This is a genomic window from Stenotrophomonas genospecies 5, assembly GCF_054473825.1.
This window is the reverse complement of record NZ_JBTMUW010000002.1, coordinates 121,762-140,653: the sequence shown is the minus strand read 5'-3', so window position 1 is coordinate 140,653 and position 18,892 is coordinate 121,762. Positions and strand designations below refer to the sequence as shown.

Sequence of the window (18,892 nt, the reverse complement as noted above, 5' to 3'; positions counted from 1 at the left end):
CGACAGGCTCGGTCATGGCGCGGGTTACATGCGGAACACGCCGAAGCGCGTCTGCTGCGGGGCGGCGTTGAGGCTGGCCGACAGCGCCAGGGCCAACACCCGACGGGTATCGGCCGGATCGATCACGCCGTCGTCCCACAGGCGCGCGCTGGCGTAGTACGGGTGGCCCTGCTGCTCGAACTGCTCGCGGATCGGCGCCTTGAACGCGTCCTCTTCCGCAGCGGGCCATTGCCCGCCCTTGGCTTCGATGCCATCGCGACGCACCGTGGCCAGCACGCTGGCGGCCTGTTCGCCACCCATCACGCCGATGCGTGCGTTGGGCCACATCCACAGGAAATTCGGCGAATAGGCCCGCCCACACATACCGTAGTTGCCGGCGCCGAACGAGCCGCCGATCACCACGGTGAACTTGGGCACCTTCGCGCAGGCGACCGCCATCACCAGCTTGGCACCGTCCTTGGCGATACCGCCCTGTTCGTACTTGCGCCCGACCATGAAGCCGGTGATGTTCTGCAGGAACAGCAGCGGGATGCCGCGCTGGGTGCACAGCTCGATGAAGTGCGCGCCCTTCAGCGCGGACTCGGAGAACAGGATGCCGTTGTTGGCGATGATGCCGATCGGGTAGCCGTTCAGATGGGCGAAGCCGGTGACCAGGGTGGCGCCATAGCGCGGCTTGAACTCATCGAAGCGCGAGCCATCGACCAGGCGTGCGATCACCTCGCGCACGTCGTAGGGCTTGCGCGTATCGGCCGGGATCACGCCGTACAGTTCGTGCGCCGGCAGCAACGGTTCCTCCGGCGGCTGCATCGCCATCGCCGGTTCCGGCTTGCGCCAGTTCAGCTGGGCAATGATCGCGCGGACCCGTGCCAGCGCCTGCAGGTCGTTGTCGGCCATGTGGTCGGCCACGCCGGAAATGCGCGTGTGCACGTCCGCGCCGCCCAGTTCCTCGGCCGTCACCACTTCACCGGTGGCCGCCTTCACCAGCGGCGGGCCGCCGAGGAAAATGGTGCCCTGCTCACGCACGATCACCGTTTCATCGCTCATCGCCGGCACGTAGGCGCCACCGGCGGTGCAGCTGCCCATGACGCAGGCGATCTGCGGGATGCCCTGCGCGGACAGGTTGGCCTGGTTGTAGAAGATGCGGCCGAAGTGGTCGCGGTCGGGGAACACCTCGTCCTGCAGCGGCAGGAAGGCGCCACCGGAGTCGACCAGATAGATGCACGGCAGGTGGTTCTGCTCGGCGATCTCCTGTGCACGCAGGTGCTTCTTCACCGTCATCGGGTAATAGGTGCCGCCCTTGACCGTGGCATCGTTGGCCACGATCACGCACTCCACGCCGCTGACCCGGCCGATACCGGCGACCACGCCGGCTGCCGGCACAGCGTCGTCATACATGCCATGAGCAGCCAGCGGCGCGATTTCCAGGAAGGCACTGCCGGCATCGAGCAGGGCGTCGATGCGGTCGCGTACCAGCAGCTTGCCGCGCGCGGTGTGCTTGGCGCGTGCCGCCTCGCTGCCGCCCAGGGCAGTGCGGGCGAGGGTGGCGTGCAGATCGTCGACCACGGCCTGCATCGCCGCGCGGTTGCTTTCAAACGTGTCGCTGCCCGGTTGCAGCTGGCTGTTCAGGACGGTCATGGGGTGGCCTTACAGGGTGCGCTGGAACAATTCACGGCCGATCAGCATGCGGCGGATCTCCGACGTGCCCGCACCGATCTCGTACAGCTTGGCGTCGCGCCACAGGCGGCCGGTCGGGTACTCGTTGATGTAGCCGTTGCCACCGAGGATCTGGATCGCCTGCCCGGTCAGCCAGGTGGCCTTCTCGGCGGCGTACAGGATCGCACCGGCCGCGTCCTGGCGGGTGGTACGGCCCTGGTCGCAGGCGCGTGCCACGGCGTACACGTAGGCGCGGCAGGCGCCCAGGCCCACGTACATGTCGGCGATCTTGGCCTGGATCAGCTGGAAGCTGCCGATCGCTTCGCCGAACTGGTGGCGTTCGTGCACGTACGGCATCACCACGTCCATGGCCGCAGCCATCAGCCCCAGCGGGCCGCCGGACAGCACCACGCGCTCGTAGTCCAGGCCGGACATCAGCACGCGCACGCCACCGCCGACGCTGCCGAGCACGTTCTCTTCGGGAATCTCGCAGTCCTGGAACACCAGCTCGCAGGTCGGCGAGGAGCGCATGCCCAGCTTGTCCAGCTTCTGCGCGGTGGAGAAACCCGGCATGCCCTTTTCAACCAGGAAGGCGGTGATGCCCCTGGCGCCGGCGTCCATGTCGGTTTTGGCATAGACCACCAGCACATCGGCGTCCGGGCCGTTGGTGATCCACATCTTGTTGCCGTTGAGGACATAGCGATCGCCACGCTTGTCGGCGCGCAGCTTCATCGATACCACGTCCGAACCGGCGCCGGGTTCGCTCATCGCCAGTGCGCCCACCTTGGCGCCGCTGCACAGGTCGGGCAGGAAGCGCTGCTTCTGCGCCTCGCTGCCGTTCTTGCGCAGCTGGTTCACGCACAGGTTGGAGTGCGCGCCATAGGACAGGCCGATGCCGCCGGAGGCGCGCGAGACCTCTTCCATCGCCACCACGTGGGCCAGGTAGCCCATGCCGGTACCGCCGTATTCTTCCTCGACGGTAAGGCCGAGCAGGCCCTGTTCGCCCAGTTTCGGCCACAGTGCCTGCGGGAACTGGTTGGTCGCATCGGCCTCGGCCGCCAGCGGCGCGATCTCGGCGGCGGCAAAATGGGCCACGCTCTGGCGCAGCAGGTCGATCTCTTCACCGAGATCGAAGTTCAGGGATGGCACGTGCATTACAGCGGCTCCACGGCGGCAAAGTGGGGGATGGACGCACCCAGGGCTTGCCGGCGATGGTTTCCAGGACCGCGCCGGCACGGGCGAGGCCCCAGCGTAACGGGGTTCGGGAAAGAAGTGAACACAAATTCAAAAATTGAAACCAGAATCAAAACATGGCCTACAAACGCTCTGCACTGATGGAAGAACGCCTGGCCGGGGCCCGCGAGCGGATCCTGCTGGCAACCCGTGAACGGGTCGCCACCGGCGGCTGGCGAAACGCCCCGGTGACCGCCGTGGCAACCCAGGCGGGGGTCTCCACCGGCCTGATCTACCGTCATTTCCCCTCCAAGGCCGACCTGTTCGTGGAGGTGCTCAACGCGGCGGTGGCCCATGAAGTGGCGATCATGGAACGCATCGCCAGCGGCCCGGAGGCCGCCAGCGAGCGCCTGCGGCTGGCCATCGCCGCCTTCGTGCGTCGCGCCCTGGCGGGTCCGGGGCTGGCCCACGCCTTCATCGTCGAACCGGTCGATCCGGACGTGGAAGCCGAGCGCATGCGCGGCCGCCGTGCCTTCGGTGATGTGTTCCTGCGCCTGGTGGAGGAAGGCGTGGCTGCCGGCGAACTGCCTGCGCAGGATGCGCATGTGGCGGCCGCGTGCCTGGTCGGCGCCTTCACCGAAGCGATGGTTGGCCCGACTGCGCCCAGCCGTGAAGCGCATCGCGACGAGGATGCGCTGGTCGACGCCATCTGCAGCTTCTGCCTGCGTGCCATCGGCGCACCTGTGAAGCGGTAGCGCCGGGCCATGCCCGGCGGTTTCTGCCGCGCTGCGCGCTCGCCGGGCATGGCCCGGCGCTACCGCACGTGGCCGATCCCGCAATGTTGCGCCGCACCAGCAGCGAAGCCTGTTGTCGCGCGCAGGGCGCGTTCTATACTCGGCCCATCACGCAGTCGCTCAGCCGTGGTCCAACGACTACCAGCCAGGGGTAACGAAGAGTGCGGAATTACGATCTGGAGTTCCTGAAACGCTTCTCCATGGTGATCGCGCTGTTGATGGCCATCACTCTGGGTCTGATCTTCCTTGCCGCCTTCCTGCACACCCGGATTCCGCCCGAGGTGTCGCCCACTGCGGCCAAACGCACCGAACAGCGCATCGCGCCGACCGGAGCGGTGTACGCCGGCAGTACCGGTGCAGCCGCGCAGGCGGCGGCCAAGGCGGCCGCGCTGGCCAAGGCCGCCTCGCAGGTGGCCTACGGCGGCACCACCGATGGCAAGGTCATCTTCGACAACCTGTGCACCGCCTGCCACACCACCGGGGTGGGCCAGGCGCCGACCCTGGACCGCGCGCACTGGGACCAGCGCATCACGCAGGGCAAGGACACGCTCTACAAGCACGCCATCGAGGGCTACACCGGCCCGGACGGCGGCATCATGCCTCCCAAGGGCGGCAACCCGGCGCTGACCGAGGAACAGATCCACGCCACCGTGGACTGGATGCTGGGCAACCTGAAGTAGGGCCTTTCCGCAGCGCCGGGCCTGCCCTCGGCAGCCTCTGCTCCACCTGCATGGGCGGCTGCCGGGCATGGGCCCGGCGCTGCGATCCCGTCGTCGACGGCCCCCGGGGCTTTGCCCACCTGGGCAGATCGCCGGGCTGCAGTCGGGCGTTCGTATTTCGGGGTTAGTCTGTGCCCCCATTCCGTGGAGTCTGCCCGTCGATGCGCCGCCGTTCCCTTGTTCTCGTCCTGTCCCTGCTGCTGCCGGCATCTGCCTTTGCCCAGGCCCAGCCGCAGGCCATGCCGGCCCCGGCGACGTCCACCCCACGCAACTCCACCGTTGTACTGGCCACCGCGCCGGCCGACTGGCGCGCGCTGGACGGCCAGCGTGTGCGCATCGCTGCGCCGCTGACCCTGGCCGGCACCGACGCTCTGGAACGCTCCGGCCAGCTGACGGTCGCCTTCGGCGGTCGCCTGTGGCAGCCGACCGAAGTGGCCGCGCCAGGCACCGCCGGCATCGAACAGGTGATGGCTGACAACCTGCGCCGCCGCCTGGTCCTGGACGATGGCAGCGACGTGCGTGATCCGGGCAGCGTGGCCTACCTGCCGGGCAACCCGGTGCTGCGCACCGGCATGCTGCTGCGCAATGTGGAAGGCACTGTCCGCGTGGACGCGCAGGGCCGCCCCCAGCTGCGGGTCGAAGGCACGCTGAGCCTGCCCGCACTGCAGCGGCCGGCGGTGCCGGAGGTGCCTGGCAGCCTGCGTATCGCGGCGTTCAACCTGGAAAACTACTTCAATGGCGACGGCCAGGGCGGCGGCTTCCCGACGTTGCGCGGTGCCCGCACGCTGGAGGAGCACAAGGCCCAGGTGGCCAAGCTGGTCGCCACCATCAATGCGCTCGATACCCACATCGCCGCCCTGATGGAGCTGGAGAACGATGGCTACGGACCGCAGTCGGCCATTGCCGAGCTGCTGGCCGCGCTCAATGACCGGCCACACTCCGGGCCGGACGACGCATGGGTGGCGGTCGATCCGGGCGAAGGCCCCGGCACCAATCCCATCCGCGTCGGCATCATCTACAAGCGCGGTGCGTTCAAGACATTGGGCCCGCCGTTGACCAAGCTTGACGGCCCGTTTGCCGAGCACAGCCGCGCACCGCTGGCACAGGCTTTCCAGGGCAAGGGCGCGCCGTTCATGGTGGTCGCCAACCACTTCAAGTCCAAGGGGTGCCGCGACGCCAGCGGTGCCGACGCCGACCGCAACGATGGCCAGGGCTGCTGGAATGCGACGCGCGTCGAATCGGCCCGCCAGCTCAACCAGTGGGTGCAGGCCGAAGCCGCGCGCCTGAAGGTGAAGGATGTGGTGATGCTGGGCGATTTCAACGCCTATGCGATGGAGGATCCGATCCGCACGCTGCACACGCTGGGCTGGCAGGACGCCTTCAAGGTGGCCAAGGTCGAACATCCCTACAGCTACGTCTACAACGGCTACAGCGGCCGCCTCGACCACGCCCTGCTGAGTCCGTCCATGGCACGCCGCCTGGCGGGCGCCGCCGAATGGCACAGCAATGCCGACGAGCAGGACGCCAGCGGCTACCAGGGGCGCAATGTGCCCGGCCCATGGCGCAGTTCCGACCACGACCCGCTGCTGCTGGGCTTCGACAAGTAATGCCCAACGCCGGGGTCGGATCCCATTCCGTTGGAATGGGATCCGACCCCCGGGCCGTACTCACCCCCAGGCGATCAATCCGATCGCCAGCACTGCCAGCGCCAGGCCGGCCCGGTTCCACTTCGTGGTCGGTTCGCCAAAGGCAAACACGCCCACCAGCGCGCCCAGTACCACCACGCCGATGTTCATGCCGGCGAACACCGTGGCCGGGCTGTCCGGCATCGCCTGGTGCGCGTGCACATAGAACAGGATGTTGCCGCCGTTGAGCAGGCCCAGCAGCGCACCCGCGCCGAGGTTGTGCCAGGCCAGCCGGCTGCGACCGCTGAAGTGCCGCCACAGCTGCAATGCCAGCATCAGTACGAAGGCCACGCTGAAGCTGGCCAGCACCGCCGCCATCGACGGCGTGCCGGACAGCGCCACCTGCTTGAGCAGCACGTCCACCACCGCGAAGCCGCCCCACACGCCCAGCAGCCAGCCCCAGCCACCCGGCGAGGACGCCACCGCCGGGCCGCGCGGGCGCAGGCTGATGGCCACCATCGCCAGCAGGCCCAGGCCGAGCCCGGCCAGCTTCCACGGCGTGGCGGTCTGGCCGAAGAACAGGAACGCCGCCGCCAGTGACAGCAGCAGCGACAGCCGCTGCGCCACGTCGCTGCGGACGATGCCGGCCACCGCCACCGCGCGGCCCAGCACCAGGAAGATCGAGGGCAGCACCACCGCCAGCGCCAGCAGCGCAGCCCACGGCGCGTGTGGTGTGCGCAGTGCGTCCAGCGGCGGCTGCAGCACCACGGCGGTCAGGGTCGCGGCCACCAGGTAGTTCCAGGTGACCATCTGCGCAACATCCAGTTGGCGGCGTCCGGCCACCTTCAACAACACCGAAACCAGCACGCTGCAGATCACGGCCAAAGACAGGTAGAGCATGGGGCGGGCACAGGGCAGGGGCGGGGGACGGTATCATGGTGCCATGCACAAGCCTTCGTTCCCCGTCGCCCCCGGCGAAACCGCCTGCCTCGAACTGGACGGCCCGGCCGGCCCGCTGGAAGTGGTCGTCGACCTGCCCAAGGCCGATGTGCCGGTGCAGCCGATCGTGGCCATCGTCTGCCACCCGCTGTCCACCGAGGGCGGCACCCTGCACAACAAGGTGGTCACCATGACCGCCAGCACCCTGCGCGAGCTGGGCATCGCCACGGTGCGCTTCAACTTCCGCAGCGTCGGTGGTTCGGCGGGCACCTTCGATGGCGGCGTGGGCGAGCAGGATGACCTGAAGGCCGTGACCGCCTGGGTGCGCAGCCAGCGCCCCGACGACCGCCTGTGGCTGGCCGGCTTCAGCTTTGGTGCGTTCGTTTCGCTGAAGGCAGCCGCCACGCTGCAGCCGGAGGCGCTGATCTCGATCGCGCCGCCGGCCGGCCGCTGGGATTTCGACGGCGTGCAGCCACCGGCCCGCTGGCTGGTGATCCAGGGCGAGCAGGACGAGATCGTCGACCCGCAGGCGGTCTATCAGTGGCTGGACGCGCTGCAGGCTCCGCATGAGCTGGTGCGGATGCCCGACACCAGCCACTTCTTCCATCGCAAGCTGATCGACCTGCGGGGTGCGTTGACCCACGGCGTCAAGCACTGGCTGGGCGCAGCGGCATGAGTGCAGTCGAGTTGACCCCGTCGCAGCGGTATGCGGCCGGGGTTGCCCGGGGTGACTGGCAGGACGACCCCGCCCAGCACGCGGCGCTGGCCGAGCTGGACCGCATCCACGTGGGCCTGCTGGACAACGCCGACGACGGCTGGCTGGACCGGTTGTCCTCGTTCTGGAAGAAGCCCGAGCCGGTCAAGGGGCTGTATTTCTGGGGGGGTGTCGGCCGCGGCAAGACCTTCCTGGTGGATCTGTTCTACGACGGGCTGCCAATCAAGCAGAAGTACCGCACCCACTTCCATCGTTTCATGCGCAGCGTCCACGAGCGCCTGCGCGAGCACCAGGGCCAGAGCGACCCGTTGGCGAAGATCGCCCAGGAATGGCGCAGCAACCTGCGCGTGCTGGTGCTGGACGAATTCTTCGTCACCGACATCGGCGACGCCATGCTGCTGGCGCGCCTGCTCGAACGCCTGTTCGCCGAGGGCGTGACCCTGGTCACCACCTCCAATACGGCGGTGGAGAACCTGTATCTCAATGGCCTGCAGCGCGAGAGCTTCCTGCCCGCCATCAGCCTGCTCCAGCGCTTCTGCGTCGAGCTGTACGCCGAAGGCACGGAGGATTACCGGATGCGCGCGCTGACCCGCTCGCCGGTGTACCGCGCGCCGCTGGCCGCCGACAGCGACGACTGGCTCGCCACGCGCTGGAACGAACTGAGTGGCGGCCAACCCGCCAAGGCCGGCAACATCGAGATCGAAGGCCGCAAGATTCCGGTCCGCGGCCGGGGCAAGAGCATCGCCTGGTTCGACTTCGCCGCCCTGTGCGAAGGCCCGCGCGGCCCATCGGACTACATCGAGATCGCGCACGAGTTCAATACGGTGCTGCTGGGCGGCATTCCCGCCTTCGATCGCCTGAACGAGGATGCCGCGCGCCGCTTCGTCAACCTGATCGACGAACTGTATGACCGCCACGTCAACCTGGTCTGCACCGCCAGCACCTCGCCGGTCGAGCTGTACACCGGCACCCGCCTGCAGGGTGCGTTCGAGCGTACCGCCTCGCGCCTGATCGAAATGCAGAGCGCTGAATACCTGGGTACCCCGCACCGGGCGTGAGGGCCAGGGAGCTGCACGATCTGCCGGGAGGGCAGCCGCGCGCAGGCGCTGCAGCGGCAGCTCGACGTTACCGGCTGGGCGCCAGTGCGTTCCCCTGCGGCCGCTCCTCCGGCCCGGTCGACAGCTGCAGGCCGTCGTCGCTGCGCTCCAGCAGCCGCAGCGGCTGGCCCTGGTAACGCACTTCCAGCGCATCGTGGGTATCGGCCAGCGCACGCACCAGCGGGCACAACGCCATGGCGCTGGCCTCCACGCGCTGGGCACCGGCTTCCAGGCGCCGGTCCAGCTCGGCATCCAGGCGCTCGGCGCGTTCCTCCATGGCGTCGCTGCGGCCGGTGAAGACCTGCCAGAGCACGCTGCGGGCGATCGAGCCGGACAGCGTCTCGGCCATGTCCTGCACCTTCGCCTCGAATCCGGGACCGAAGGTCGCCTGTTCCCAGTAGCCCTTTCCGAGCGTCCCCTCGATCCAGTCATCCGCCTGCCGCCGCAGGCGCCTGACCTTGCGGCTGTTGGCGGTGCCGGTCAGGCTCTCGTAGACGCCATCGAGCGCGTCGAAGCTCAGCTGGCTGACATCGCGCGCCAATGCCGTGGCGGCGGGCATCAACCGGCGCGCGCCGGCCTCCAGCTGGCGCAGGCGGGCGGCATCGGCGTCGCTGACCGGCACGATCGTGTCATCCAGGCTCAGCACACCATCGTGGAACACCACCTCGTGCGGCGCCTGTGGGCCGTGTCGCAGCCAGATGCCGCCGCTGTCCACCAGCACGTCATAGTCCGTGCGGATGCCACACTGGTCCGCGTGCAGCTTCGGCGCGTCGGCCGCCTGCGCCGGCATGATGCACAGCGCCGACAGCACTGCCAGGGCAGGCAGTCGCAGGTCCATTGGACATTCCTTTTCCAGTCGCCAGAGCCCAGCGTCCGCCTCTCCGGCGTGTCCGTCATCGGCCGGAAGTCACGCCGTCCACCGGAATCCCACCGGCTGCCCACCTTCTATCCACAGGGTTGTCCCTTGGTCATTCCGTTACTGTCATGTGAAGCTGTCATTGTTCTGTTTCCGCACGCCGTTGTACCGCCGGAATGACGCGTTCCGGTCTTGACTGCGCGGCCCGTTCCGGCAGGTCCAAAGCGTCCGATCCGGGCGCCGATGGCACGATCCTTGCGGCGCAAGGGATTGCCGAATTTCACTACATTTGGCGTTGACGGACCCCACCACCCCCACTATCTTGTGGCCATCGGTCGCAGCGACCCCAAGTCGCAAGGACAACGGGGAAGGCGCAGAGGCGGGAGCCACGCGGCACCCCCGTCCACAGCGATACCCGTCGGCGACCGTCACGGCAGCGGCAGGCGCAGGTCTCACCTCCTGCGACGCCCAGCTGCCATCCTGGACCGTCATGTCCTGGGCCGCGCCACCGATGCACCTGCAACCACCCCATCACGCCAAGAGGACACACGCCGTGACCACCGAAACCAGCGCCACCATCGAAAAGGAAAGCGAGTTCCTGTTGACGTCGCCGCCGACGGCCAACGCGATGAGTGTGACCAAGCGCAATGGCACGACCGAACTGGTGGATCTGAACAAGATCGTGCGTGCGGTGCAGCGTTCCTCCGAAGGCCTGCACGCCGTCGATCCGATGCGCGTGGCCACCCGCACCATTTCCGGCCTGTACAACGGCGCCACCACCCGCGAACTGGACGAGCTGTCCATCCGCACCGCCGCCCTGCTGATCGGTGAAGAACCCGAGTACGGCCGTCTGGCCGCGCGCCTGCTGGCCAACTACATCGCCAAGGAAGTGTCGGGCCAGGAAATCTATGCCTTCTCGCAGTCGGTCAGCCGTGGCCATGAAGTCGGCCTGATCAACGACCGCCTGCTGAACTTCGTGCAGACCAACGCGCGCAAGCTCAACGATGCGATCGACATCTCGCTGGACCTGAACTTCGATTACTTCGGCCTGCGTACCCTGTACGACCGCTACCTGCTGCGCCATCCGCACACCCGCAAGGTGATCGAGACCCCGCAGCAGTTCTTCCTGCGCATCGCCAGCGCGCTGAGCGAGGACGTGTCCGAGACCCTGGCGCTGTACAAGCGCATGGGCAACCTGGACTACCTGCCGTCCAGCCCGACCCTGTTCAACTCCGGCACCACCCACGAGCAGCTGTCCTCGTGCTTCCTGCTCGATTCGCCGCAGGACTCGCTGGAGTCGATCTACTCCAAGTACGGCGACATCGCCCAGCTGTCGAAGTTCTCCGGCGGCATCGGCGTCAGCTACACCCGCGTGCGTTCGCGTGGTTCGCTCATCAAGTCCACCAACGGCCATTCCAACGGCATCGTGCCGTGGCTGAAGACCATGGACTCGTCCGTGGCGGCGGTGAACCAGGGTGGCAAGCGCAAGGGCGCGGCCTGCGTGTATCTGGAAACCTGGCACGCCGACATCGAGGATTTCCTCGAGCTGCGTGACAACACCGGTGACGAAGCCCGCCGTACCCACAACCTGAACCTGGCCAACTGGGTGCCGGACCTGTTCATGAAGCGCGTCGAGGCCGACCAGGAATGGTCGCTGTTCGATCCGCGCGTCGTGCCGGAGTTCACCGATCTGTTCGGCGAAGCCTTCGAGCAGGCCTATCTGCAGGCCGAAGCCCAGGGCAAGGCCAACCGCACCATCTCTGCCCGCAAGCTGTACGCCCGCATGATGCGTACGCTGGCCGAGACCGGCAACGGCTGGATGACCTTCAAGGACAAGTGCAACCGCGCCAGCAACCAGACCCTGCGTCCGGGCAACGTGATCCACCTGTCCAACCTGTGCACGGAAATCCTGGAGGTCACCTCCAACGATGAAACCGCGGTGTGCAACCTGGGTTCGATCAACCTGGGCAACCACTTCGACGAGCACAACGAGTTCGACTTCGAGAAGCTGGCCGAGACCGTGCGCCTGGCCGTGCGCCAGCTCGACCGTGTCATCGACCTGAACTTCTACCCGATCGAAACCGCCCGCCGCGCCAACCTGCGCTGGCGCCCCGTCGGCCTGGGCTGCATGGGCCTGCAGGACGTGTTCTTCCGCAAGCGCCTGCCGTTCGACAGTGCCGAAGCCCGTGCCCTGTCGAAGAAGATCGCCGAGACGATCTACTTCCACGCGCTGGAAACCTCGACCGAGCTGGCCCAGGAACGCGGCAAGCACCCGTCGTTCAACGATACCCGTGCCGCCAGTGGCGAACTGCAGTTCGACGCCTGGAACGTGGTGCCGGAAGACACCGCGCGCTGGGATGCCCTGCGTGCCCGCATCAAGGAGCACGGCCTGCGCAACTCGCTGATGATCGCCATTGCCCCGACCGCGACCATCGCCTCCATCGCCGGCTGCTACGAGTGCGTCGAGCCGCAGGTGTCCAACCTGTTCAAGCGCGAAACCCTGTCCGGTGACTTCCTGCAGGTCAACCGCTACCTGGTGAACGAGCTGAAGAAGCTGGGCCTGTGGACCGCCGACATGCGCGATGCCATCAAGCTGGCCGAAGGTTCCATCGCCGGCCTGACGCAGATTCCGGAAACCCTGCGTGAGGTCTACCGCACCGCGTGGGAATTGCCGATGCGTTCGCTGATCGACATGGCCGCCGAGCGTGGCGCCTTCATCGACCAGTCGGCCTCGCTCAACCTGTTCATGGAAAGCCCGAACATCGGCGCGATGTCGTCCATGTACATGTACGCGTGGAAGCAGGGCATCAAGACCACCTACTACCTGCGCTCGCGTCCGGCCACCAAGATCGCCAAGACCACGGTCAGCAACGCGGCCCCGGCCAAGGTGTTCAGCCCGGACGAAGCCATCGCCTGCTCGCTGGAGAACCCGGAAGCCTGCGAGGCCTGCCAGTAATCGCGCGCTGTGCCGTAGATGGAGCCGGGCTCGGCCCGGCTGCGCAATGACAAGGTAGCGCCGGGCCATGCCCGGCGTTTTGACCCGAGAAGACAAGGAAACACCCATGGCCGACAAGCCCAAGCAGATGCTGCTCGATCCCGGTTTTGAACTGACGTTGCGCCCGATGCGCTACCCGCAGTTCTATGACATGTACCGGAATGCGATCAAGAACACCTGGACGGTGGAAGAGATCAATTTCCAGATCGACATCACCGACCTGCACAGCAAGATGTCGCCGGGTGAGCGCCACCTGATCCATCGCCTGGTCGCGTTCTTCGCCACCGGCGATTCGATCGTGTCCAACAACCTGGTGCTGAACCTGTACCAGCACCTCAATGCGCCGGAAGCGCGCATGTACCTGTCGCGCCAGCTGTATGAAGAAGCGCTGCACGTGCAGTTCTACCTGACCCTGCTCGACAACTACCTGCCGGACCCGGAAGAGCGCGCCAAGGCGTTCTCGGCGGTGGAGAACATCGACTCGATCAAGAAAAAGGCCGATTTCTGTTTCAAGTGGATCGACTCGATCCAGGACCTGACCCGCATCGAGACCCGCGAACAGCGCCGCCAGTTCCTGCTCAACCAGATCTGCTTCGCCGCCTGCATCGAAGGCCTGTTCTTCTTTGCTGCGTTCGCCTACGTGTACTACTTCCGTTCGCGCGGCCTGCTGCCGGGCCTGGCCTCGGGCACCAACTGGGTGTTCCGCGACGAAAGCGCCCACATGGAGTTCGCGTTCGAGTCGGTGCGCGTGGTCCGCGAGGAAGAGCCGGACCTGTTCGATGACGAGATGAAGCAGCAGGTGTACGACATGCTGGCCGAAGCGATCGAATGCGAAGTGCAGTTCGCCGAGGACGTGCTGTCCGGCGGCGTGGCGGGCATCTCCACGCGCGACATGCGCCAGTACCTGCAGCACTGCGCCGACCAGCACTTCGCCAAGCTGGGCATGGAAAAGAAGTACAACGTGCGCAACCCGCTGCCGTTCATGGAACTGCAGGACGTGCAGGAGCTGACCAACTTCTTCGAACGCCGCGTTTCGGCCTACCAGGTCGGCGTGCAGGGCGAAGTTGCCTTCGACATGAACTTCTGACCCGTCCGGTCAGGCCTGTCGCAGCGAAAACCCCGGCCGATGCCGGGGTTTTTTGTGGGTAGCGCCGGGCCATGCCCGGCGTGTACCGCCCGGGGCTGCGCGCAGCGTCGACCGCGCTGCGCGCTCGCCGGGCATGGCCCGGCGCTACCGCCGCCCTTCCACCGCCATGCGCACCGCCAGCCCGGCCAGGACCGTGCCCATCAGCCAGCGCTGTGCCGCCTGCCAGGTGGGGCGCGCGGCGAGAAATGCCGCGATGCTGCCGGCCAGCACCACGATCACCGCGTTCACGCTCAGGCTCACCACGATCTGGGTAGCACCCAGAACCAGCGACTGCATCAGCACGCTGCCGTGCCCGTCCGGATGCAGGAACTGCGGCAGCAGGGACAGGTACATCACCGCGATCTTCGGGTTCAGCAGATTGGTCAGAAAGCCCATCGCAAACAATCTGCGTGGGGTGTCCTGCGGCAGGTCGCGCACCGCGAACGGCGAGCGGCCACCGGGTTTGAGCGCCTGCCAGGCCAGGTACAGCAGGTAGAACGCCCCCCCGATGCGCAGCGCGTCGTAGGCGAACGGCACCGTCATCAGCAGGGCGGTGATGCCCAGCGCCGCGCACAGCATGTAGAACACGAAACCCAGCACCACCCCACCCAGCGAGACCAGGCCGGCGCGGCGGCCCTGGCAGATCGAGCGCGAGACCAGGTAGATCATGTTCGGCCCGGGCGTGAGCACCATGCCCAGCGAGATGAGGGCGAACGCCAGCAGATCGGAGGTCGCGGGCATGGGCAGTCCTGGCAGTGGGCGTGGCGCAGTGTAGCGCTGCCTGTACGGGGCCTGGCTTAACATTGCCGCACCCCACACCGAAGCCCTACCCATGACCCCGATCCCTGAAACCGTGCCACCGATCGAAGTGCGCATGGCCGAAATCGTCTTTCCCAACCATACCAACCATATGGGCACGCTGTTTGGTGGCCAGGCGCTGGCGTGGATGGACAAGGCCGCCTTCCTCGCCGCCGCCCGCTACTCGCGCCGCACCGTGGTGACCGCGCGCAGCGACCAGGTCGACTTCAAGCTGCCGATCCGCATCGGCCAGATGGTGGAAACGATCGGCCGCATCGTCGAGGTCGGCCGCAGCTCGATGAAGGTCGAGGTGGAACTGATTGCCGAAGACCTGCACAGCGGCGAGCGCAGGCTCTGCACCCGCGGCCACTTCGTGATGATCGCGCTGGACGAGGCGGGCCAGCCGATCGCGGTGCCGCCGCTGCCGGCGCCCTGAGCCGGCGCTTGTGGGGGCGCCGTGCTGCCCCCATCTGGGTGGCATGACCCCGCCGCTGACCGACTTCATCGACCGCGCCCAGCGCCTGTTCGTGCTGACCGGCGCTGGCTGCAGCACGGCCTCGGGAATCCCCGATTACCGGGATACCGATGGCCAATGGAAACGCACGCCGCCGGTCACCTACCAGGCATTCATGGGCGAGGCCGCCACCCGCCAGCGCTACTGGGCACGCAGCCTGCTGGGCTGGCCGCGCTTCGGCCTGGCCCAGCCCAACGGCACCCACCAGGCGCTGGCCGCGCTGGAGAAGCAAGGCAAGGTGCAGTTGCTGCTGACCCAGAACGTGGATGGCCTGCACCAGCGCGCCGGCAGCCGGAACGTGATCGACCTGCATGGGCGGCTGGACCTGGTGCGCTGCATGGGCTGCGAGCGCCGCAGCGGTCGCCAGGCGTTCCAGCAGCGCCTGCTGGACGCCAATCCCGGCTGGGACACGCTCGAGGCCGGCATCGCCCCCGACGGCGACGCTGATCTGGAGACCGATTTTTCCTCCTTCGTGGTGCCCGACTGTCCGTCCTGTGGCGGCCTGCTGAAGCCGGACGTGGTGTTCTTCGGCGAGAACGTGCCGCGTGAACGCGTGGCGGCAGTGCATGAGCACCTGCAGCAGGCCGATGCCGTGCTGGTGGTGGGGTCCTCGCTGATGGTCTATTCCGGCTTCCGTTTCGTGCAGGCCGCAGCAAAGGCCGGATTGCCGGTGGCTGCCGTGAACCGTGGCCGCACCCGTGCCGACGACCTGCTGCAGTTCAAGGACGAGCGCGATTGCGCTGAAGCGCTGGCCGGGTTCGTCATCGGGTAGCGCCAGGCCATGCCCGGCGAGCATGCAGCGCCACCGCGAAACAGCGATCCATCCACATGGTTGATTCGCCGCCCTTGCAGCGGTGCAATACGCACCCCCCTCTGCCCGTCCCTGCACCCCTCGTGAGCCAGCTGTTCTCGCCGATCACCTTCGGCCGCCTGACCCTGTCCAACCGCATCGTCATCGCGCCGATGTGCCAGTATTCCGCCGAAGACGGGCGCGCCAGCGACTGGCATGCCATGCATCTGGGCAACCTGGCGCAATCCGGTGCCGGCCTGCTGATCCTGGAAGCGACGGCGGTTGAGCCGCGTGGACGCATCAGCTGGGCCGACCTCGGCCTGTGGGATGACGGTACCGAAGCTGCGCTGGCACACGTGCTGGCCAGCGTGCGGCGCTGGTCGCCGATGCCGCTGGGCATCCAGCTGGGCCATGCCGGCCGCAAGGCCTCGGTACAGCGTCCCTGGGACGGCGGTGGCCAGCTGCCGGCCGATGATGCACGTGGCTGGACCACGGTGGCGCCGTCAGCGCTGCCGTTCCATGCTGCCGATCCCGCGCCGCAGGAACTGGATGAGGCGGGCATCGCGGGAATCGTTGCTGCCTTCGCCGCCAGCGCGGTGCGCGCCGAACGCCTGGGCTTCGAACTGATCGAAGTGCATGCCGCGCACGGCTATCTGCTGCACCAGTTCCTGTCACCGCTGAGCAACCGGCGCACCGATGGCTACGGGGGTTCGCTGCCCAATCGCCTGCGCCTGCTGGTAGAGGTATTCGATGCCGTGCGCGCGGCAGTGTCCGACAAGGTGGCCGTCGGCGTGCGCATCTCCGCCAGCGACTGGGTCGACGGTGGCTGGGATCTGCTGCAGAGCGAAGCGCTGTCCCAGGTGCTGGACGCGCGTGGCTGCGATTTCCTGCACGTCTCCAGCGGCGGCCTGGATGAGCGCCAGAAGATCAGCGTCGGGCCGGGCTACCAGGTGCCGTTCGCGGCCGCGATCAAGGCCAAGGTGCGCATGCCGGTCATCGCGGTGGGGATGATCACCGAACCGGAGCAGGCCGAATCGATCCTGCGTCATCGCCACGCCGATGCCATCGCCCTGGCCCGCGGCATCCTCTACGACCCGCGCTGGCCCTGGCACGCGGCAGCCGCGCTGGGCGACAGCGTGGTGCCGGCCGCGCAGTACCTGCGCTGCGAGCCGCGTGAGGCACGCGGCGTGTTCACCCCGCGCTGAAGGTCATGCCCGCCAGGCCGGCGGCAGGCCGGCCTGCAGGTGATCGAACAGCGCACGGATCCTGGCGGTGAAGTCGCGGCGGTCGCTGACGCAGAAATAGACCTCCATCGGTTCCGGGCGCCATGCGCTGTCCGCGCCGAACACCGCCTGCAACCGGCCATCGCGCAGAAAGGGATCGGCCACGAAGGCCGCCAGCCGGGTGATGCCGGCACCGGCCGCGGCCAGTTCGGCCAGCGCGTCGATGTCATCGCACACCATGCCGGGCGGCAGCGGCGCATCCGCGCGCTGGTCGCCCTTGCGCAGGCCCCAGCGCAGAGGCCGCCCATCGGTGGGGAAACGATGCAGCACACCCCGATGGCCGCGCAGATCGGACGGCTCCTGTGGCCAGCCATGCGCCTGCAGGTAGGCAGGCGAGGCGCAGAAGACGAAGGGAATGCGTGCCAGCGGCCGCGCCACGACGCCGTCCTCCAGCTGCGCATCGATGCGGATGCTGGCATCGACCGCCTCCGGACCATGCTGCACGGCCCGGTCGGACAGCCGCAGTTCCAGCTGCAGCTGCGGATAGCGTTGCTGCAGTGAAGGCAGCAGGGGCGCCAGCACGTGGCGGCCGAACGCGCGGCTGCTGGCGATGCGCAATGGCCCGGCCGGCTCGATGTCACCGCTGGTGACCAGGGCCTGCGCCCGCGCCAGATCGGTTTCGATGTGGCGCACCTGCGCCAGGTACAGCGCACCGGCCTCGCTCAGCGCCAGCTGGCGCGTGCTGCGGTTCAGCAGGCGCACGCCCAGGTGTGCCTCCAGGCGATGGATGTTCTGGCCGACGGCGGTGGCGCTGATGCCAAGGCTGCGGGCCGCAGCGGCAATACTGCCGGTGTCTGCGGTGCGGGTGAAGCTGCGGATCAGCTGCAACAGGTTCATGACCCGCCAGCGTGCCACGAAAGCCCGCCACGATCACTTGGAACTGTCCGAAGTGGTTCGTTGCATCGGTGACAATGGATCACGCGGGCGGGGTGCTGCCCTACACTTGCAGGATGCGACCCGATTCCATCCTCACCCTGTCCTGCCCCGACCGTACCGGCATCGTCTACCGCGTGTCGGGCCTGTTGTTCGATCATGGCTGCAACATCCTCGACGCCCAGCAGTTCGGCGACGAGGAAAGCGGCCGGTTCTTCCTGCGCGTGCATTTCGACCGCGACGCCAGCCTGCCCCTGGACACGGTACATGCGTCCATGGCGGCACTGGCCCGCGAGTTCGGCATGGACTGGCAGCTGCAGGACGGTCGGCGTCGTGCGCGCCTGCTGGTGCTGGTCAGCAAGCAGGGCCACTGCCTGAATGACCTGCTGTTCCGCGCGCACAGCGGGCAACTGAAAGTGGATATCGCGGCAGTGGTGTCCAACCATGCCGATTTCGCACCGCTGGCTGCGTCCTACGGCGTGCCGTTCCACCATCTGCCGGTGAACGCGGATACGCGTGCGGTGCAGGAGCAGCAGATCATCGATCTGGTCGAACACGAGCGTATCGACCTGGTGGTGCTGGCGCGCTACATGCAGATTCTTTCACCCACCCTGTGCCGCGCGCTGGCCGGCCGGGCGATCAACATCCATCACAGCTTCCTGCCCAGCTTCAAGGGCGCGCAGCCCTATCACCAGGCGCACGCGCGCGGGGTAAAGATCATCGGTGCCACCGCGCACTATGTCACCGAGGATCTGGACGAAGGTCCGATCATCGAACAGGACGTGGCCCGGGTCGATCATGCGATGACGCCGCGCGACCTGGTACGCCTGGGCAGCGATACCGAATCGCAGGTGCTGGCGCGTGCCGTGCGCCGCCATGTGGAGCACCGCATCCTGCTCAACGGGCACCGCACGGTGGTGTTCCGCTGATACCTGCCCGGCC

The 18,892-nt window shown here is 67.5% G+C and carries 17 protein-coding genes; 11 read left to right on the top strand and 6 right to left on the bottom strand.

Going from position 1 to position 18,892, the window contains the following annotated elements; genetic code table 11:
• Nucleotides 1–24: 24 nt before the first annotated feature.
• Nucleotides 25–1,635, bottom strand: a complete 1,611-nt coding sequence (locus ACX9OW_RS15835; protein ID WP_065174183.1) for a carboxyl transferase domain-containing protein — start codon at nucleotides 1,633–1,635, stop codon at nucleotides 25–27.
• A 9-nt stretch (nucleotides 1,636–1,644) separates the two neighbouring features.
• Entirely contained in the window at nucleotides 1,645–2,808 is a 1,164-nt protein-coding gene (locus tag ACX9OW_RS15830; protein WP_053518598.1) for an isovaleryl-CoA dehydrogenase, read from the bottom strand.
• A gap of 155 nt (nucleotides 2,809–2,963) precedes the next feature.
• On the opposite strand from ACX9OW_RS15830, the gene ACX9OW_RS15825 reads away from it, so the two are divergent.
• The 3 genes from ACX9OW_RS15825 (at nucleotide 2,964) to ACX9OW_RS15815 (ending at nucleotide 5,946) form a co-directional block, all read left to right on the top strand.
• Nucleotides 2,964–3,581 (top strand): TetR/AcrR family transcriptional regulator, encoded by a 618-nt coding sequence (locus ACX9OW_RS15825; RefSeq protein ID WP_197600131.1) that lies wholly within the window; start codon nucleotides 2,964–2,966, stop codon nucleotides 3,579–3,581.
• A 200-nt stretch (nucleotides 3,582–3,781) separates the two neighbouring features.
• A complete protein-coding gene (locus ACX9OW_RS15820; protein ID WP_053518595.1) occupies nucleotides 3,782–4,300 on the top strand; it encodes a c-type cytochrome in 519 nt (172 codons plus the stop codon).
• A 200-nt stretch (nucleotides 4,301–4,500) separates the two neighbouring features.
• Complete coding sequence (locus ACX9OW_RS15815; protein ID WP_459062538.1) at nucleotides 4,501–5,946, top strand: ExeM/NucH family extracellular endonuclease; 1,446 nt, start codon at nucleotides 4,501–4,503, stop codon at nucleotides 5,944–5,946.
• 60 nt (nucleotides 5,947–6,006) lie between these two features.
• Here ACX9OW_RS15815 and ACX9OW_RS15810 read toward each other — a convergent pair whose 3' ends face one another.
• Entirely contained in the window at nucleotides 6,007–6,864 is an 858-nt protein-coding gene (locus tag ACX9OW_RS15810) for an EamA family transporter (protein WP_065174185.1), read from the bottom strand.
• A gap of 43 nt (nucleotides 6,865–6,907) precedes the next feature.
• Between ACX9OW_RS15810 and ACX9OW_RS15805 the strand changes: the two genes are divergently transcribed.
• Both ACX9OW_RS15805 and zapE read left to right on the top strand, forming a co-directional pair.
• Nucleotides 6,908–7,579: an alpha/beta hydrolase gene (locus ACX9OW_RS15805; RefSeq protein ID WP_065174186.1), complete on the top strand. Its 672-nt coding sequence runs from the start codon at nucleotides 6,908–6,910 to the stop codon at nucleotides 7,577–7,579.
• The gene (gene zapE, locus ACX9OW_RS15800; protein WP_459062537.1) at nucleotides 7,576–8,676 is read left to right on the top strand and encodes a cell division protein ZapE; all 1,101 of its coding nucleotides are present in this window, start codon (nucleotides 7,576–7,578) and stop codon (nucleotides 8,674–8,676) included. The genes ACX9OW_RS15805 and zapE overlap by 4 nt, the downstream gene beginning before the upstream one ends.
• 67 nt (nucleotides 8,677–8,743) lie before the next feature.
• On the opposite strand, the gene ACX9OW_RS15795 is transcribed toward zapE, so the two are convergent.
• On the bottom strand, nucleotides 8,744–9,553 hold the full coding sequence (locus ACX9OW_RS15795; protein ID WP_197571492.1) for a DUF2884 family protein: 810 nt from the start codon (nucleotides 9,551–9,553) through the stop codon (nucleotides 8,744–8,746).
• A gap of 571 nt (nucleotides 9,554–10,124) precedes the next feature.
• Between ACX9OW_RS15795 and ACX9OW_RS15790 the strand changes: the two genes are divergently transcribed.
• Nucleotides 10,125–12,527 (top strand): ribonucleoside-diphosphate reductase subunit alpha, encoded by a 2,403-nt coding sequence (locus ACX9OW_RS15790; protein ID WP_053518585.1) that lies wholly within the window; start codon nucleotides 10,125–10,127, stop codon nucleotides 12,525–12,527.
• A 106-nt stretch (nucleotides 12,528–12,633) separates the two neighbouring features.
• Nucleotides 12,634–13,653 carry a ribonucleotide-diphosphate reductase subunit beta gene (locus tag ACX9OW_RS15785; RefSeq protein ID WP_005420683.1) on the top strand — a complete coding sequence of 340 codons (1,020 nt, stop codon included), beginning with the start codon at nucleotides 12,634–12,636 and terminating at the stop codon, nucleotides 13,651–13,653.
• A gap of 144 nt (nucleotides 13,654–13,797) precedes the next feature.
• Here ACX9OW_RS15785 and ACX9OW_RS15780 read toward each other — a convergent pair whose 3' ends face one another.
• Nucleotides 13,798–14,433, bottom strand: a complete 636-nt coding sequence (locus ACX9OW_RS15780) for a LysE family translocator (protein WP_277381298.1) — start codon at nucleotides 14,431–14,433, stop codon at nucleotides 13,798–13,800.
• 91 nt (nucleotides 14,434–14,524) lie between these two features.
• On the opposite strand from ACX9OW_RS15780, the gene ACX9OW_RS15775 reads away from it, so the two are divergent.
• The 3 genes from ACX9OW_RS15775 (at nucleotide 14,525) to ACX9OW_RS15765 (ending at nucleotide 16,999) form a co-directional block, all read left to right on the top strand.
• Nucleotides 14,525–14,926, top strand: a complete 402-nt coding sequence (locus ACX9OW_RS15775; RefSeq protein ID WP_053518579.1) for an acyl-CoA thioesterase — start codon at nucleotides 14,525–14,527, stop codon at nucleotides 14,924–14,926.
• A gap of 43 nt (nucleotides 14,927–14,969) precedes the next feature.
• A complete protein-coding gene (locus tag ACX9OW_RS15770; RefSeq protein ID WP_065174189.1) occupies nucleotides 14,970–15,776 on the top strand; it encodes an NAD-dependent protein deacetylase in 807 nt (268 codons plus the stop codon).
• A 122-nt stretch (nucleotides 15,777–15,898) separates the two neighbouring features.
• On the top strand, nucleotides 15,899–16,999 hold the full coding sequence (locus ACX9OW_RS15765; RefSeq protein WP_080375304.1) for an NADH:flavin oxidoreductase/NADH oxidase: 1,101 nt from the start codon (nucleotides 15,899–15,901) through the stop codon (nucleotides 16,997–16,999).
• A 3-nt stretch (nucleotides 17,000–17,002) separates the two neighbouring features.
• On the opposite strand, the gene ACX9OW_RS15760 is transcribed toward ACX9OW_RS15765, so the two are convergent.
• Entirely contained in the window at nucleotides 17,003–17,914 is a 912-nt protein-coding gene (locus ACX9OW_RS15760) for a LysR family transcriptional regulator (protein WP_111186534.1), read from the bottom strand.
• Between the two features lie 113 nt (nucleotides 17,915–18,027).
• Between ACX9OW_RS15760 and purU the strand changes: the two genes are divergently transcribed.
• Nucleotides 18,028–18,879: a formyltetrahydrofolate deformylase gene (purU, locus tag ACX9OW_RS15755; protein ID WP_053518573.1), complete on the top strand. Its 852-nt coding sequence runs from the start codon at nucleotides 18,028–18,030 to the stop codon at nucleotides 18,877–18,879.
• The last annotated feature ends 13 nt before the right edge of the window (nucleotides 18,880–18,892 follow it).